General features: G+C 63.2%; 9 protein-coding genes. 2 read left to right on the top strand and 7 right to left on the bottom strand.

Going from position 1 to position 16,842, the window contains the following annotated elements; genetic code table 11:
* Positions 1 to 22: 22 nt before the first annotated feature.
* Positions 23 to 4,171, bottom strand: a complete 4,149-nt coding sequence (gene hrpA / locus DX923_RS07280) for an ATP-dependent RNA helicase HrpA (protein WP_116116214.1) — start codon at positions 4,169 to 4,171, stop codon at positions 23 to 25.
* A 179-nt stretch (positions 4,172 to 4,350) separates the two neighbouring features.
* Here hrpA and DX923_RS07275 point away from each other — a divergent pair, with 179 nt between their 5' ends.
* Positions 4,351 to 4,671 (top strand): putative quinol monooxygenase, encoded by a 321-nt coding sequence (locus DX923_RS07275; protein ID WP_116116213.1) that lies wholly within the window; start codon positions 4,351 to 4,353, stop codon positions 4,669 to 4,671.
* A 40-nt stretch (positions 4,672 to 4,711) separates the two neighbouring features.
* Here DX923_RS07275 and DX923_RS07270 read toward each other — a convergent pair whose 3' ends face one another.
* Positions 4,712 to 6,070: an FAD-dependent oxidoreductase gene (locus tag DX923_RS07270; RefSeq protein WP_116116212.1), complete on the bottom strand. Its 1,359-nt coding sequence runs from the start codon at positions 6,068 to 6,070 to the stop codon at positions 4,712 to 4,714.
* A gap of 441 nt (positions 6,071 to 6,511) precedes the next feature.
* Here DX923_RS07270 and DX923_RS07265 point away from each other — a divergent pair, with 441 nt between their 5' ends.
* The gene (locus tag DX923_RS07265) at positions 6,512 to 8,386 is read left to right on the top strand and encodes an AMP-dependent synthetase/ligase (RefSeq protein WP_116113759.1); all 1,875 of its coding nucleotides are present in this window, start codon (positions 6,512 to 6,514) and stop codon (positions 8,384 to 8,386) included.
* 56 nt (positions 8,387 to 8,442) lie between these two features.
* Here the strand turns inward: DX923_RS07265 and DX923_RS07260 are convergent, their stop codons facing one another.
* The 5 genes from DX923_RS07260 to DX923_RS07240 form a co-directional block, all read right to left on the bottom strand.
* Positions 8,443 to 9,753 (bottom strand): bifunctional o-acetylhomoserine/o-acetylserine sulfhydrylase, encoded by a 1,311-nt coding sequence (locus DX923_RS07260; protein WP_116113758.1) that lies wholly within the window; start codon positions 9,751 to 9,753, stop codon positions 8,443 to 8,445.
* Positions 9,754 to 9,872: 119 nt separating this feature from the next.
* Positions 9,873 to 13,241: a TM0106 family RecB-like putative nuclease gene (locus tag DX923_RS07255; protein ID WP_116113756.1), complete on the bottom strand. Its 3,369-nt coding sequence runs from the start codon at positions 13,239 to 13,241 to the stop codon at positions 9,873 to 9,875.
* Positions 13,225 to 15,012, bottom strand: a complete 1,788-nt coding sequence (locus DX923_RS07250; protein ID WP_116113754.1) for a dipeptide ABC transporter ATP-binding protein — start codon at positions 15,010 to 15,012, stop codon at positions 13,225 to 13,227. Before DX923_RS07250 ends, DX923_RS07255 begins: the two co-directional genes overlap by 17 nt.
* Positions 15,009 to 15,890, bottom strand: a complete 882-nt coding sequence (locus DX923_RS07245; protein WP_240322792.1) for an ABC transporter permease — start codon at positions 15,888 to 15,890, stop codon at positions 15,009 to 15,011. Before DX923_RS07245 ends, DX923_RS07250 begins: the two co-directional genes overlap by 4 nt.
* Positions 15,887 to 16,837, bottom strand: a complete 951-nt coding sequence (locus DX923_RS07240; RefSeq protein ID WP_116113753.1) for an ABC transporter permease — start codon at positions 16,835 to 16,837, stop codon at positions 15,887 to 15,889. The genes DX923_RS07245 and DX923_RS07240 overlap by 4 nt, the downstream gene beginning before the upstream one ends.
* Between the last annotated feature and the right edge of the window lie 5 nt (positions 16,838 to 16,842).

Genomic DNA, 16,842 nt, shown 5'->3' with positions numbered 1-16,842 from the left:
GGAGAGGATGCCCACCCACGGTTCAGCGTGCGTGAGCATCCTCCACCGCGTCCATCGCCTTGTAGATCCGTTTCTCCGAGACCGGACCAGCAGTGCCCAGCCGTTGAGCGAACAAGCTGACCCGCAGTTCCTCGAGCATCCACCGCAGGGCTCGGACATCCGCAGCCTCCCGCTCGCCTGCGGGCAAGGACTCCACGACCTTGATGCGCTCGGCATCGACCCGAGCCACCTGAGCGGCACGCTCGGCGTCCTTCCTCAGGTCGACCGATCCCTTCTCGATCCGTTCGATCATCCCGGCAAGATAGCGAGGAAGATGCCGCAGTTGGTCAAAACCGGTCGCGGCGACGAATCCCCCGTAGACCAAAGCATCGAGCTGCCCAGTCAGGTCTGCCTTCAGATCCGCCGCAGCAGGTGACCTCATCCGGTCCAGGCTCAGCCGCACGGCCAACGCTCGATCGAGTACCGGATGCACGAGTTCCACGATCTCGATGACCTGGGGCACGATCTCACGCCGCACCGCGGCGAGCGCGTCCTGGAAATCCTGTTCGGTGCGTATCTTCCGCCCAGGTTTGGCTGCGACGAGTCTCGCAACGATGGCATCGACAGCGCACGCCAGGACATCGTCCAAGAGCGCAGGGACCGACCCGTGCGGGTTGTGTCCCAAGGCCAGCTTCTGTGTATTGCTCAACAGCCCAAGGATTCGTTGCCAAGGCGCGGTCGTGTTGAGCAGCAACAGCCGCCGGATACCCAGACGTGTCGCGCTCTCCTGCTCCGCAAGGCTGGCCAGGACCTGAACGGCGACCGTGTCTCCTTCGTCGACCAAGGCGGGGAACCCTTGGATGGTGCTGCGCCCCCGTTCGGCTTCGAAGGTGTTGGGGAGCTGCCCGAAGGACCAGCTCGTCAGGCCGTGTTTCTCCAAGCCTCCTGCGGCTCGGGACATGGTGTTCCGAACCTTCGGCGCAAGCTGCTCCTGGAGTGCGGTCAGGGATTTTCCCTCGGCGAGTCGACGACGACGCCGGTCCTCGACCCGGAAGGTCATCCGTAGATGATCCGGGAGACGTTCCAGGTCGAACTCGTCCGGGTCGACCCGGACCCCGGTGTTGATCCACAGAGCACGGGCCAGTTCGTCGGTGAGCGAGCCCTCTACGGGGTCTGCCTGACTCAGCGCACGTTGCGCGTGGTCCGGAGTGGGAACGAAATGTTTCCGGGTTGATTTGGGAAGGCTTTTCAGCAGTGCGGTGGCCAGCTCGGCCCGCATGCCAGGCACGAGCCAGTCGAAACCGAGGTCGTCGACCTGATTGAGCACGTCCAGAGGGATATGGCAGGTCACGCCGTCGGCGTCGGTACCCGGCTCGAACTGATAAGTCAGCCGCAAAGACAGGTCTCCTTGATGCCACACCTGCGGATAGTCACGGGCAAGGGCTTCGTCGATCCCCCCGGAAGCCTCCGCCACCAGCACCTCTTCGGTGAAGGTCAGCAGGTCGGGGTGGCGTCGATGTTCTTTCTTCCACCAGCTGTCGAAGTGTGCGCCGGAGACGACGTCCTTCGGAATACGGTGATCGTAGAACTCGACCAGGTCCTCGTCCTCCACGAGGATGTCCCGCCGTCGAGCACGGGATTCCCATTCGGTCAGCTTGTCGACCAGTTTGCGGTTGTCGTGGAAGAAACGGTGCGGGGTCGTCCAGTCACCCTCGACGAGTGCATGCCGGATGAACAGGTCGCGACTGGTCTCGGGATCGATGCGTCCGTACTGGACCGTCCGATCAGCGACCAGAGGAATGCCGTAGAGCGTGACCCGTTCGGTGGCGACGGCCGATGCTGTCGATGTGGACCAGCGCGGCTCCGAATAGCTACGTTTCACCAGGTGTTGGGCGGCATGCTCGATCCACTCCGGATCGGTGATGGCATTGGTGCGGGCCCACAGCCGAGTCGTCTCAACCAGCTCCGCCGACATCACCCAGTCTGGCTGGCGGCGGAAGAGCGTCGAACCGGGCTGGATCGCGAAACGGGCACCTCGGGCTCCGAGATAGTCGCGTTTCTCCGCGTCCCGTAAACCGACGTGGGAAAGCAGACCGGTCAGGAGCGCACGATGGATCTGGTCTGCTGATGCGGACGCACTGTTCTCGACCAGACCGAGATCACGTGCCACCGAACGCAGCTCCCGGTGCAGGTCTTGCCATTCCCGGATCCGCAGGTAATGCAGGTATTCGGCCTGGCACATCCTGCGGAAAGCGCTGCCGGACTTCTCCTTCTGCGCCGTCTTCACGTACCGCCACAGATTGAGCAGAGTGACGAAATCGGAGTGCTCCTCCTTGAACCGCGCATGCGCCTGGTCGGCCTGGGTCTGCTTGTCCGCCGGGCGTTCCCGGACATCCTGGATCGACAAGGCTGCGACGATGACCAACACCTCACGCAGCGAGCCCTCTTGCGCCGCAGCAAGGATCATCCGCGCCATCCGCGGGTCCACCGGTACCGCCGCCAGCTGCCGTCCGACCGAAGTGAGTCGGCGGCGCGGATCCGGTTCGTCGGGGTCGACGGCGTGCAGTTCATGCAGTAACCGCAGCCCGTCCGTCACCATCCGGTTGTCCGGACGATCCACGAAGGGGAAGCGGGAGATGTCCCCCAGCCCGAGGCTCGTCATCTGCAGGATGACCGAGGCCAGGTTCGTGCGCAGGATCTCCGGATCGGTGAACTCGCTACGCCCGGCGAAGTCCTCCTCGGTGTACAGGCGGATCGCGATACCATCCGCGACCCGGCCGCAACGGCCCGAACGCTGATTCGCGCTCGCCTGGCTGATCGGTTCGATGGGCAGTCGTTGCACCTTCGTGCGCTGGGAGTAACGCGAGATCCGCGCGGTGCCTGCATCGACGACGTACCGGATTCCTGGAACGGTCAAGGAGGTCTCAGCGACATTCGTGGCGAGCACGATCCGACGGCCGGAGTGACGGGCGAAGACCCGGTGCTGTTCGGCTGCGGACAGCCGGGCGAACAGCGGCAGGACCTCTGTGTCGGGAAGGCCCATGCCGTTCAGGGCGTCAGCGGCATCACGAATTTCTCGCTCACCGGACAGGAAAACCAGGATGTCATGTCCGCCCTCTCCCCCGGTACCACCGGACCCGGCAGCTCCTCCGCCTTCTGTCCACAGCTCCTCGACGGCTTCACAAATGCCGGTGACCTGGTCGATCTCGATCTCAAGGGGGTCACCGCCAGGCTTCGGGTTGGGTTCGGTGCGTACCAGCGGCCGGTAACGGACCTCGACGGGGAAGGTACGGCCGGACACCTCGATGATCGGCGCGGGCCTGCCGTGCGCATCGGTGAAGTGCGCAGCGAACTTCTCGGGGTCGATCGTCGCGGAAGTGACGATGACCTTCAGGTCGGGACGACGGGGCAGGAGCTGCTTGAGATAGCCGAGGATGAAGTCGATGTTGAGACTGCGCTCATGTGCCTCGTCGATGACGATCGTGTCATAGCGACGTAGGTCACGATCACGTTGCAGCTCCGCGAGGAGGACCCCGTCCGTCATCACCTTCACGAGCGTGTCCCGGGTCGTGTGGTCGGTGAACCGGACCTGGTAGCCGATGGCCGCACCGATCTCGACGTCGAGCTCTTCGGCGATACGCTCGGCGACGCTGCGGGCCGCGATCCGGCGCGGCTGGGTGTGGCCGATGGTCCCCTTGATGCCGCGGCCCAGTTCGAGGCAGATCTTCGGGAGTTGGGTCGTCTTGCCCGATCCGGTCTCCCCGGCGACGATCACGACCTGATGGTCACGGATAGCCTGAGCGATGTCGTCCTTGCGCGCCGAGACGGGCAGATCGGGGTATGTAATCTCGGGAACGGAGGCGCGCCGCCGCTGATGGGCAGCTTCCCGTCGCGCAATGCGCTCGGCCTTCTGCTCGGGAGTCTCCGGACCTCGTCGCCTCTGCTCACGACGCTCCCCATCGCGAGGGCTCCGCTCGCTGCGACGTTGATCTGACCGTCGAGTCGACCTGCCCTCTACGCGATGAGCCTCACGCTCGTTGCGCCCTTCGAGCCGGTTGTTCGCCGCAGTAGGGTCTGGCTGCTGGCGACGACCGGGATGACGCGGTGGTCTACGCCCCTTCCCACCGCCGGTCTTGCGACTGGTCGGGTCGACCGGTTCATCGCGGGGCGGCTGCGGAGGCTGGTATGGCACGCTGACCAGGATAGACAGCGAGCCCATCGCAGCCCAAACCGTTTTACCGAGCCGATGCGGCTGGTCTCGGGCGAATCGGCTTCTGCACCGATCTTCTCTGAGCAGCCGCAGATTGGCTCACCATGCGAGGCCGCGAGCATGAGGGCTTCAGGCGGGGTCACGCACCTAGAGTGGACGGCATGATCCTGATCAACGTGAAATTCCCCGTGAAGCCCGAGTACGCCGATCGGTGGCCTGAGATCTCGCGGGAGTTCACCCAGGCCACACTCGCCGAGCCGAAGAACCTCTGGTTCGAGTGGAGCCGCAGCGTCGAGGAGCCCAACACCTACGTCCTCGTCGAAGCCTTCGAGGACGATGGTGCCGAGCCCCACGTGAAAAGCGCTCACTTCGCTCAGATGCAGCAGGACTTCCCGCAGTACCTGTCCGCAACCCCGCAGATCATCAACACCCAGTTCGAGTCCGACGGGTGGGGCCCGATGGGCGAGCTACACGTCGACTAGTCCAGAACCACAGCCGGACGGCATCCTGTCCCCGCGTGGTTCAGACCAGCGGGGTGGTCGCAGCCAGCACTTCGTTGAAGGCCTCCGTGCTGGAGGGATGCGTCCAGATCCCGTCCCGCAGGTCCTCCACCGTGGCGCCCAGGCGAATCGCTAGTGCCACCATGTTGACCAGCTCCTGAGAATCGGTGCAGAAGACGGTCGCTCCCAAGATGGTGCGTTCTTCAGCGTCGATCAGGAACTTGATCAGACCATGGGTCTCCCCCAGGATCTTCGGCCGAGGCATTGCCGCGATGGAAGCGACCTTCTTCTTCGCCACCACGACCGTTCGGCCCGATTCCCGAGCTTCCTGCTCGGTCATCCCCACCTGCGACAAAGGAGGCGTGATGAAGGTGCTGTTCGGGACCGCCCTGCGATCTGAGCGTCGACGCTTCCCCTCACCGGTCACGGCATCCCACACGATGCGGAAATCGTCGAAGGAGATGTAGGTGAACTGCGGGCCACCGTTCACGTCGCCGACCGCGAAAACCCCGTCGACCGTGGTACGCAACTGGTCGTCGACCACGACATAACCTCGGTCATCCATCGTGATCCCCGCCGCCTCCAAGCCGAGTCCGGACGTAGCCGGCATCCGTCCTGTCGCCACCAGCACCGCATCGGCATCGAAGGAGGCATCACCGGAACGTACTTCCACGAAGTCGCCCCGGTCGCGGAATTCCCCGATCTGCAGCCCCTGCCGGATATCGATGCCTCGGTCGGTCAACGTCTCCCGGACCTCCACCGCGACATCCCGGTCCACCCTCGGGAGGAACTCGACACCCGAGTCCAGAACGGTCACCGCCGCGCCGAAGTGCGCGAACATATTCGCGAACTCCAGCCCGATGAAACCGCCGCCGACGATCACCAACCGCTGTGGAACCGGTTCCACCTGCTGAATCGTCGTGGAATCGAAGATGCGGGGGCCGTCTGCTCCCGGCACCGTCGGCTTCCGCGGAACGGTGCCGGTACCGATGATGATCGTCTCGGCTTCCACCGTGATCTCGTCACCGCCCCGCTCCACCACGACCTGCTTGGGCCCGATGAAGTGGGCACTCCCGTCGAGGACAGTCACCGACGACACCGAGGTCAACATGGCATGGTTTGCGCGGTTCAAGGCGCCTACCAGGGAATTCCGTTCGGCGACGGCCTCAGCGAAATAGGCAGCAGGGTCGTCCGAAGCCCGGCGCATCTCTGCGCTCACGACCAGGTCCTTCGTCGGGACACACCCCACATTGATGCAGGTACCGCCGTACATCTGCGGAGACCTCTCCACCAGTACCACCGAACGACCGGAGGCGGCCAACCTCGCAGCCAGGGTCTTCCCGGCCTTGCCCCACCCGATCACCAGTATGTCGACCCGCACGTCTCCCACCCATCTCTCTGTTCCCGAGCCCGGAGAAGCAGATCCTGCAGACTGCCGATACCGCCGCGCTCGATGTCCTTCACGGGTCACGGCCAGATCCACACCATTGCCGTGACCAGGCCCCTCCGCGATATCAGGGAAGCGGACAGGGCTGCGCGGTGAACAACGGACCATGCCCCCACACCATTCCCGAGGTCGTGCGCAAGCCTGATCAAATCAGGTGGCTCTTCGTCGCTCCGGAAGACCCGTTCGCTGCAAACCTCTACTTCGTGACGAGTCACACCCCGACAAAAGCCCCAACACGCATCCATCGATGAGAGCCTGAAAGCCAGCCCTGGAGCGGATGCATCGACGCACCGCCGCGTCGTTCCTTCCGAGGACGGACACGATGTCGCCGACCACGTCGCCCCGCCCGGCACGGTACGGAGCGAAGGAGTCGACATGAGCAGCCCCGCAGTGGCACAAGAAAAAATCGACCAAGAAATCTTGGAGAACCGCAGGCCGAGCATCGCGCATGTCTTCCGCGACCGAGTCCTGACGTCAGGGAACCAGGTCGCCTACAAGTACTTCCGGGAGGACACCCTCGTCGATATCACCTGGGCGGAGACCAAGGACCTCGTCTGGTCCTGGGCTGCTGGCCTGCTTGCCCTGAACGCCCAGATCGGTGATCGGGTCGCGATCGCTTCCACGACCCGTTTCGAATGGATCGTCGCGGACCTTGCCGTGATGTGTGCAGGATGCGCCACCACCACGGTTTATCCCACGACGAATGCCGGAGACGTCGCCTACCTCCTGGCCGATTCGGGGTCTCGTATCGTCTTCGCCGAAGATGCAGGACAGGTTGCGAAATTACGTGGCCGCAGGAATGAGATCCCCTCGGTTTCCAAGGTCATCTGCTTCGAGGACGAGCCTCTCGTCGACAATGACGACGGTTGGGTCATCACCTTGGCCGAGCTCTCCGAGATGGGTGACGAGTTCCTCCGGCGGAGCCCTACCGCGGTCGATGAGCGCATCGATGCGCTTACCTCTCGGCATCTGGCCACCATCATCTACACCTCGGGGACGACCGGCCCTCCCAAAGGTGCTGAGCTCCCCCATGACGCCTTCGTCTGGGCCGGAGCCTCCATAGCCTCGATCAACTTGATGACCGAGGACGACCTGCAGTATTTGTGGCTGCCGCTCTCCCATGTCTTCGGCAAGATCTTGCTGTCCATCCCGCTCCAGGTCGGCTTCCCCACCGCAGTCGACGGCAGGTTGGACAAGATCGTCGACAACCTTGCGGTGGTCAAGCCCACATGGATGGGAGCCGCGCCGCGCATCTTCGAGAAGGTCAAGGCCAAAGTCGGTATGACCTTCGACGAAGCCACCGGAGTGAAAGCTCTTCTCATCAAATGGGCGCTCGGCATCGGCCAGCAGGTCGCGGTCCATCGACAGGCCGGGCGGAAGCTGCCTCCTCATCTTCTGCTGCAGTACATCGCCGCGGATGCTCTTGTGCTGCGAAAAGTGCGAGAACGCTTCGGTGGACGCATCCGCTTCTTCATCTCTGGTTCGGCTCCGCTCGATCCCGAAGTAGGTTGGTGGTTCGCTGCTTTCGGCCTACTCATCTGCGAGGGGTATGGACTGACCGAAACTGCAGCGCTCACCACCGTCAACCGACCTCATACCGGAACCTTCCGATTCGGATCTATCGGCTGGCCTGCGCCGGGTACCGATGTCAAGATCGCCCCCGACGGGGAGGTGCTGGTCAAGGGCCCCGGAGTCATGCTGGGCTATCACAACAAACCTGAAGCCACCGAAGAAGTATTCACCGAGGACGGCTATTTCTGTACAGGTGACATCGGCGAGATCGACGAACGTGGATTCATCACCATCACCGACCGGAAGAAGGACCTTTTCAAGACTTCTGGCGGAAAATACATCGCTCCAGCACAGATCGAAGCCCATTTCAAAGGGCTGTGCCCCTATGTCAGTCAATTCCTGGTCATCGGCGCCGGCAAACCATTTGCCAGCGCACTGGTCACGCTCGATGAGGAGTCGATCACCGGATGGGCTGCCAAGAATGGGATGACAGGCCAGCCTTACGAGCAGATCGTGACCTCGTCAGCCGCACGAGACCTCGTTCAGGAATACATCGATCAACTCAACGCGAATCTTAATAGGTGGGAAACCATCAAACAGTTCTCGATTCTCGAACGTGATCTGTCGATCGAGCACGAGGAACTGACGCCGAGCATGAAATTACGTCGCCGAGCGGTTCTTGAGCATTTCCCTGAGCATGTCGAGCGACTGTACGACGAATCTCACCGCCCGAAGTGAAGAATCGTCCGTTGCTTTCCCTGTGGCCTGGGCTCACCCAGGCCACAGGGACGAGATCAAGACAATGCGGCAGCAAAACCTTTGTCGAGGTCGGCCAGGATGTCATCGATGTGTTCGATACCGACGGCCAGCCGGATCAGCCCTGGGGTAATGCCCGCTCCAGCCCGGTCCTCGTCGCTTCCTTGGCTGTGCGTGGTCGATGCGGGATGGATGACCAAGGAACGAACATCCCCGATATTGGCGACGTGGCTGTGCAGCTCGAGCGCGTCGACGAAACGCTTCCCGGCATCCAATCCACCGGAGATCTCAAAGCTGAAGACCGCTCCAGAGCCCTTGGGGCAATACTTCGCAGCCCGGTCGAAATCCCGATTTCCTTTCAGCGAAGCGTAATTCACTGACTTGACCTGCGAGTGCCCGTTCAAGTAGTCGACAACCTTGCGAGCATTCTCGAGGTGGCGTTCCATGCGTAGCGACAAGGTCTCCACGCCGATGGCCAACAGGAAGGAGTTGAACGGTGAGACCGCCGCGCCGGTGTCCCGCAGCAGGTCGACACGCGCCTTGAGGATGAAGGACAGGTTGGCACCGAAAGGCGAACCGACACCGAGATCTCGACCGTAGACCAGCCCGTGGTAGCTCTCCGCAGGGGTGTTGAACTGTGGGAACTTCTCGGGATCCTGTGTGTAGTCGAAAGTGCCTGCGTCGACCAGAACGCCGACGATCGATGTGCCGTGACCAGCCAGGTACTTCGTCGCCGAGTGGATCACGACGTCCGCACCGTGTTCGATGGGACGGATCAGGTACGGCGTGGCGACCGTATTGTCGACGAACAGCGGAATCCCTGCTTCGTGGGCAACGCCAGCCACAGCTTCGATGTCGAGGACCTGCTGGTCGGGATTCGAGATGGTCTCACCGAAGAGGATCTTGGTGTTCGGGCGCAATGCCGCTCGCCATTGGTCCAGATCTGCGGTGTCCTGAACAAAGCTCGTCTCGATACCGAACCGCGGCAGGGTGTACTTGAGCAGGTTGTAAGTGCCGCCGTACAGCGCCGCACTAGCCACCACATGGTCCCCTGCCTGAGCGACGTTGAGGATCGCATAGGTCGTCGCGGCAGTCCCACTGGCCAGGAGAAGCGCTCCGACACCACCTTCGAGGGAGGCCAGCCGGTTCTCGACGACCTCGGTGGTGGGATTGCCCAAGCGGGTGTAGATCGGCCCCAGATCGGACAAGGCGAAACGGTTGGCAGCGGTCTCGGCGTCCTCGAAGACATAGCTCGTGGTCTGGAAGATCGGCAGTGCTCGGGCGCCTGTCGCCGGGTCGGGCCTCTGCCCGGCATGGATCTGGCGGGTTTCGAAGGCCCAGTCGGTCATGTCGCTCCTTGGGACGAGAAGTGGCACGCGGCAGGCGTACCACGGCGAGAGAAATCTAGTATTTGAGAAAAACATCTCAGACACCAGAGCATCACCCGAGGATGTGTGCCATCACACGGTTAGCGATCTACCGTCGACCCGGCGATACCCCCATCGATCTTCTCGGCCTGTTCGGCGAACAGACACAGGGCATTGACCAATCTGATCTGCTCCGGCGTGGCAGCCGCAGCGTCCAACAATGACGGTGAACCAACCCACACCGCAAGCGCCTTCGCCCGGGACACCGCGACATTCAACCGGTGGACGTCGTACAGGAAGGAAATGCCCCGTGGTGCGTCAAGAGCGCTGGAACTACCTGTCGAATAGATCACGACCGGAGCCTGCTGCCCTTGGAAGGCGTCCACGGTGCCGACCCGGACACCCTCGGGAAGCTGTGTTCTCAGTCGGGTGACATGGGCGTTGTACGGCGCGACCACAAGGATGTCCGCGGTGGACATCGGGTGGGAACTTCCTTGGGCGTCGATGAACTTCCCCTGCAGCAGGTCGTTGACCAACCGGGCCACGACCTGGGCCTCCTCGGGACTGTCCTGGACATTTCCCTGATGGGTGACCGGGACTTGTCGTAAACCTGAACCGTGGATCAGACCTGGTGCCTGCACCGACTGTCGTTCCCGGTCAGGGGCCGAACGCAGGCGTCCGTCATAGCTGATCCGGGAGACGAATGCGGTGACCTGGGGATGCATCCGGTAGGTGACATCGAGGAAGAGGCCGCGGTCGGGCGGGATGACGTCAGATTCCCCGATGAGATGCGCCAAGGCGGAGATACCGGCTCCGTGTGGGTGGTCGGCTTTGGTGGGCTGGGTCAATTGTTGGGGGTCGCCCAACAGGACCACCGAACGGGCCGCTCCTGCTACGGCTACGGCGTTGGCCAGTGAGAACTGGCCTGCTTCGTCGATGATCAGGACGTCGACGGAGCCGGCCATCTCATCGCGGGCCCACAGCCAAGCTGTGCCGCCGACGAGTTGTGCTTGCCCGTCGACAAGGGCGTGAGCAATCGTTGTGTTGTCGGCGACCTCCACGACCCCGGACGGATCTTGAACGCCGGGCCGGACCGTACCGACCTTGTGTAGTGCAGGCCGTCCGATCTCGTCGAGGAGATTGCGGATCACGGCATGGGATTGCGCGGTGATCCCGACCTTGTACCCGTGGCTGAGAAGTGCGCGGACGAGTCTGGACGCGGCATAGGTCTTTCCCGCTCCGGGCGGTCCTTGAACGGCGAGAACGTTGCCGTCCAAGGACAATCCGATCCGGCGAACCGCGTCGGCGGGGCTCTCCTCCGGGAGTAGCGCCAGGCATTCGGGGACTTTCCGGTGCACCAGTGCCATCCCGGTGGGAGAGCCTCCGGCGAGGAATGCTTCGGCCTGGCGGGTGAGCGCGCCGCGCAGGACCGTGTTGTCGATCGGCCCGGAGGGCATCAGACCTCGTGGTGCCGCTGGCTCGAGGGAGGCTTTTCGGGAGAGGACGATCTCCCCCCGGTCGGTGTCGATCTCGATGACTTTCCCGCAGGATGTTCTCGTGTCCACGTCGTACACAGCCGAGTCGATCTGGAATTTGCAGTTCTGCGGAGGGAAGGAATACCGCCAGAAACGGCTGGTCACCCGCCCGTTCTTCCCTGCTCGCTCCCCTGCCGGGGAGGGTGGCCCGGGGCGTCCGGTGGCGGCGCTGTCCTCCAGGAGTTCTTCATCACTCATCTCGGCTCGACGGAAGAAGTCCCACCAGTCCGGACGATCCTCACGTCGGTGCCACCCGACCAGCCCGGCGAGGAGCTCATGTCCTGCGGCGAGGAGCCTTTCTGCCAGCGCTTTTTCAGCAGCAGCTGATTCGCTCTCCGAGACCTCTTCCCATCCGCTCGAGGAAGGCCGTTCGGGAGGGGCTTCCCCTGAGGCGACGAGGCGCTCGATCAGCTCGTTGCGGCGTTCCTCCAGCCAGTCGTGCAGAGCCAGGGTCGAGCGAACGTCCTCCTTGTTGTACTCCGCTATGCGATGAAGTATCTGTTCTTCCCCTGTCTCGAGGAAACGTTCGTACTCCACGACAGAACTCATCGCGTCGGCGACCTCGTCCCCCTCACCATGCCGGGTGTGCCCCCAGTACAGGTCTTCGAGCTTCTTGATCGAATATGACGGCTTGCCCACCAGCAACCCCTGCCGGACCACGGCGTAAAGGTCGACGAGCCGTCCCCCGCGCAGCAGCGCGTCCAGCTCGGATTCACCGACACCATGTCGGCCGGTGAGCCTCTTCAGCGCGCTCTCCTCGTACGGCGCGTAGTGGTAGACGTGCATGCCTGGGTGCTGCTGCCATCGCCGTATCAGGAACTCCAGGAGATCTGCGGTCAGTTGTCCTTCGGCTCCGTCATCATGGGCCCACCAGGTGTGGAATCCACCCTCCCGGTCGTAGATCCCCGCGAGGTACTCCCGCCCCACCCCGTCCCCGGCGAAGGGATCTCCTTCGAAGTCGAGGTAGACATCGCCTGCGTCCGGGGTCGGCAGCGAGGCAAGCCCTTTGCCCGGAACGTGGGGAAGCAGGTCGTAGCGGGGACGCCCGTCCTCGCGTTCAGCGATCTGGATTCCGGCTTGACGACGAAGTCGTTCGTGAACGCCTCGACCGATGCCGGGGATCTGGCGATCCGTTGCGGTGGCGAGCCCGGCGACCGTCGTGATCCCGGCAGCGCGCAGAGCAGTTCGGTACTGGTGTCTCATTCCGGCGACCAGGCTCAGGTCATCGGTCTTCTCCCAGTGCCTTTGACAGTCAGGAAACCAATGACAACGAGCGCATTGGGCCACTGGGTGACCTTCGGTGCACGCGGACGGGTCGTCGTTCAGCGCCGCCGCGACGAAACTCTCCAGGCTGTCGCGGGTACGGGCCGCATAGGCTTCTACGTCGTCGGGACGCCAGACTCGCTCTTCACCGTCCCCGGTGACCACGATCAGTCGCTGAGGGGGTACACCCTGTAGCGTTTCCAACCTGCGGGCGTAGGTGGAGAGCTGGAGCAGAGCTGCCGTACTCAGGTGACGGGACAATTTCGTGTCGACCAGGTCGTAGGCCCATTCACCGAAGTCCGACGAAGCGTGGGGGTCCTTGATCAGGAAGTCTGCGTAGCCCAACCAGGTCCCGTCGTACAAGGTCCCCTGGTAGACGACATCGGCACCGGAGCGCATGGCCTCGACCGTCCGGATCTCGGCCAGCCTCAGGTCGGGGTGACGACCGATCTCGACGATTCGGCGGCCTTCGGATTCGAGGCGACGCAGGTATTCCCGTTCGTGGGCCATCCCTCGGGCGGAGATCAGCATCAGCTGGTCGTCCACGCTTCGAGGCGGCGGAGGCCGGTGTCCTCTGGCGACCTCCAGGTCCTGTCTGGTGGCATGAGGGCAAGCGAGAAAAGTGGTCAGGTCGGTCGGTGAGAGAACGATACGGTCATCGTGTCGATGCATCGCTGCTCTCCGGGGGATGTTCCTGAGCGCGGGCAGCGGCCAGGTCTGCAGCGGTCACGCCGGACAGCGCACGGTCCACGGTCGGAATACTGGCTACGAGGCGTCGGGTGTACGGATGCCGAGGAGCGGTGTAGATCTGTTCGACCGGTCCTTCCTCGACGATCTGGCCTGCTTTCATCACGATCACACGTTCGCAGACATGTCGGACGACGGAGAGATCGTGCGACACGAAGACGAGGGTCAGTCCCAGATCATCGACCAGATGATCCAGGACGGCCAGCACCTGGGCCCGGGCTGAGACGTCCAGTGCGCTCACCGGTTCGTCGGCCAGGAGGATGTCCGGGGACGGTCCGATGGCCCGGGCTATGGAGATCCTTTGTCGCTGTCCTCCGGAGAACTGGTGGGGGTAACGCGCGGCACTCTCCGGCTCGATCCCGACCGACTCCAGCAGGGACCAGATACGTTCTCGATGGCCTTCGTGCCCGGTGGCCAGGAGTGGCTCGCGCACCGAGGAGTAGACGCGCATCCTCGGGTCCAGTGAACCCAGTGGATCTTGGAAGACCATCTGCAGGCTGGCGCGCAGGAAACGCAAGCCACGTTCCGGTACCCCGGACACTTGTTGTCCATTCACCAGGATCCTTCCCCGGGTAGGGCTGTCCAGGCCTGCGATCAACCTCAACAAGGTCGATTTCCCGCAACCGGACTCACCGACGATCCCGAGGCGTTCTCCTTGGCGGACGGTCAGGTCGATCCCTTGAAGTGCGGCGACCACCGGAGGCGGTTCCCGCAGTGAACTCCGAGGACGTCGATACTCCCGGGTGACTTCCTGCACCTGGATCAGCGGAATGTCCTCGGCTGGTTCGCCTGGTTCAGGAGGACGAACCCGAGTTTTCGGGGAGAGCCTGATCGAGGATCGTGGTCCCAGCTGTTCAGGACCCTTACGGTCCTCCAGTCCGCGTAGCTCTGATGCAGCGATGAGTCGTTGGGTGTACTCGTGTGAAGGCGAAGACAAGACCTCTTGAACGCCGCCGCTCTCCACGATGTGCCCGTCGTACATGACGGCGACCCGGTCGCAGACCGTGGCGATCACTCCCAGATCGTGGCTGATGAAGAGCAGTCCTGCCCCGGGGCGGGAGACGCCCCGCACGACGAGGTCGAGCACATTGGCCTGAACGGTCACGTCCAGCGCAGTAGTCGGTTCGTCGCAGATCAACAGATCGGTGGAATTCGCCAGTGCCATGGCCAGGACGACCCGTTGCCGTTGCCCACCGGACAACTGATGCGGGTAGGCACGAGCAGCCTGAGCAGGATCGGGCAATCTCATCTCTGCCAACAATCGGAGCACCTCACGCTGTGCTTGAGCCCGGTCGGTACGTCCATGCAAGATCATCGCCTCAGCGACCTGGGCGCCGACCCTCATCGTGGGATTCAGCGCAGTCATCGGTTCTTGGAAGACCATCCCCATCCGGGAGCCGCGAAGGTCGCATAACGCTTTCTCGCTCTTGTCGAGCAGGTTCCCCTCGACACCAGCGAGATGGATCTGGCCGGTGACGCTGAGATGCTCTTCGAGCAGGCCCATCACCGCCAAGGCGGTCAGGGTCTTACCGGAGCCGGATTCGCCGATGAGGCCGACTCGCTCGCCGCGCCGGACCGCCAGGTCGATGCCGTGGACCAGCTCGCGACGGGAGGTGGCGATCCGAAGTCCACGGATCTGCAGGAGCGCGTCGTCCTCCGGCTCCCCGGCATCTGTCTGCCGCAAAAGTGTCGTCATCGTCGACTCTCCAGACGAGGATCAAGCAGATCCCTCAGGCCGTCACCGAGCAGGTTGAACCCCAGGACCGCCACCGCGATCGCCACACCCGGGAAAAAAGCCAGGAGCGGCTCGGTAGACAGAAAATCTTGACTCTCCTGGAGCATCCGCCCCCAGGACGGAGTCGGCGGAGGAGTACCGAGCCCCAAATAGGACAACGCAGCTTCGGCCAGGACCGCCATCGCGAAGGATACGGAAACCTGGACGATCAACAGGCTGGCGATATTCGGCAGGACGTGATAGCGAGCGATCGTCAGGGGCGAACGACCCGCCACCCTGGCAGCAGACACATAGTCACTGGCCAGTACCGCGAGCGCACCGGATCTGGCAACTCGAGCGAAGGCCGGGACATTGGCGATTCCGATCGAGACCATGGCGATCCCTGTGCTGGCGCCGAAGACGGCTGTCGACATGATGGCGAGCAACAGCGCGGGAAAGGCAAGAAGGACGTCCGAAGTCCGCATGACCAGTTCGTCCAGCCACTGCCTGGAGGACATCGCAGCAGTCAGTCCCAGAGGTATACCGATGCCTGCCGCTACGCCGACCGCGATCACTCCGACGAAGAGGGTCGTCCTGCTGCCGTGAAGGATCCGGGAGAAGACATCGCGCCCGAAGGCATCGGTACCGAACAGATGTTCTCCATCAGGAGGCAGCAGACGAGGGGTGTCGTCGATCAGCACCGGGTCGTAGGGAGTCCAGAGGAAGGACAGCACGGTGGTGATCAGCAGCGCGCCGACAAGCAGAAGACCTGCGAGGAGTGAGCCTCGGGCCAGCAGTTTGCGAGTGTTCCGGGCAGGCGCCTCCTGAGTGGAGGAGGCCGAAGAAGTCTCCCTGTTCATTGCCGCGGCACCCGTGCTCTGGGATCGATGAGGACATGGAGCGCGTCGGTGAGGAAGGAGATCACCAGGACGATGGCGACCAGCAACATCACCACGTCCTGGACGACGATCAGGTCGCGTAGACGGACCGCCTCCAGCAGGAGGCTGCCCAACCCGTGGACGACGAAGACTCGTTCGACGACGACGGCTCCGACGAGCATCGCGGAGACCTGCAACCCCAGGATCGTGACCACTGGCACTCCTGCATTGCGTAGCCCATGGCGTAGTAACGCCCGGGCAGGGGTGAATCCTTTAGAGCGGGCGGTGCGCATGTAGTCCTCACGTAGGACGTCCAGCACCGCGCTGCGGATATACCGGGAAAGCACCGCTGACTGCACCAATCCCAGAGAAAGCGCGGGAAGAGCCAGATGGCGGAGGAAGTCGCCAGGATCACGCGCTGGCGCGACCCACCCGGAGGAGGGAAGTAGCTCCCAGCGCACGGAGACGAGAGCGACCAGAAGCATCCCGGCGAGGAAAGCCGGGATAGCGATCCCTACCTGCGAGAGCACTGTCAGCGCTATGCCGTCCAGGTGACGGTGCCGAACGGCCATCACGATCCCGAGTGGCCCTGCGATCAGGACCGCGACGACCAAAGCAGCAGCGACAAGCCACCCAGTGACGGCGAGGGCGTCAAACAGACGGGGGGCGATCTGTTCACCGGAGACATAGCTCGTGCCTAAGTTTCCGGTGAGCAGGCCTGACGTCCAGGAGAGATACTGAGTGAGGAGGGGTTCCTCCAACCCGTAGTCCTGACGCAGCCGGGCAACGGATTCTTCAGAAGCGGTGATCCCCAAGGCGACACGTGCCGGGTCCCCGGGAAGCACCTGCATGAACCCGAAGACGACGGTGCTGCTGACGAAGAGACTCGCCAGCAGCACCGCGCCTCGACGGGCGAGCGTCAGCACCATCAGGT

Source organism: Austwickia chelonae (assembly GCF_003391095.1).
Lineage (GTDB): Bacteria > Actinomycetota > Actinomycetes > Actinomycetales > Dermatophilaceae > Austwickia > Austwickia chelonae_A.
The sequence above is the reverse complement of the archived record's forward strand: the minus strand, read 5'-3'. Positions and strand labels throughout refer to the sequence as shown.

Bases quoted from the DNA above. Each gene is read 5' to 3' on its own strand.
- DX923_RS07275 (WP_116116213.1), top strand. From the start codon at position 4,351: ATGATCCTGATCAACGTGAAATTCCCCGTGAAGCCCGAGTACGCCGAT.
- DX923_RS07265 (WP_116113759.1), top strand. From the start codon at position 6,512: ATGAGCAGCCCCGCAGTGGCACAAGAAAAAATCGACCAAGAAATCTTG.
- DX923_RS07260 (WP_116113758.1), bottom strand. From the start codon at position 9,753: ATGACCGACTGGGCCTTCGAAACCCGCCAGATCCATGCCGGGCAGAGG.
- DX923_RS07255 (WP_116113756.1), bottom strand. From the start codon at position 13,241: ATGCATCGACACGATGACCGTATCGTTCTCTCACCGACCGACCTGACC.
- DX923_RS07250 (WP_116113754.1), bottom strand. From the start codon at position 15,012: ATGACGACACTTTTGCGGCAGACAGATGCCGGGGAGCCGGAGGACGAC.
- DX923_RS07245 (WP_240322792.1), bottom strand. From the start codon at position 15,890: ATGAACAGGGAGACTTCTTCGGCCTCCTCCACTCAGGAGGCGCCTGCC.
- DX923_RS07240 (WP_116113753.1), bottom strand. From the start codon at position 16,837: ATGGTGCTGACGCTCGCCCGTCGAGGCGCGGTGCTGCTGGCGAGTCTC.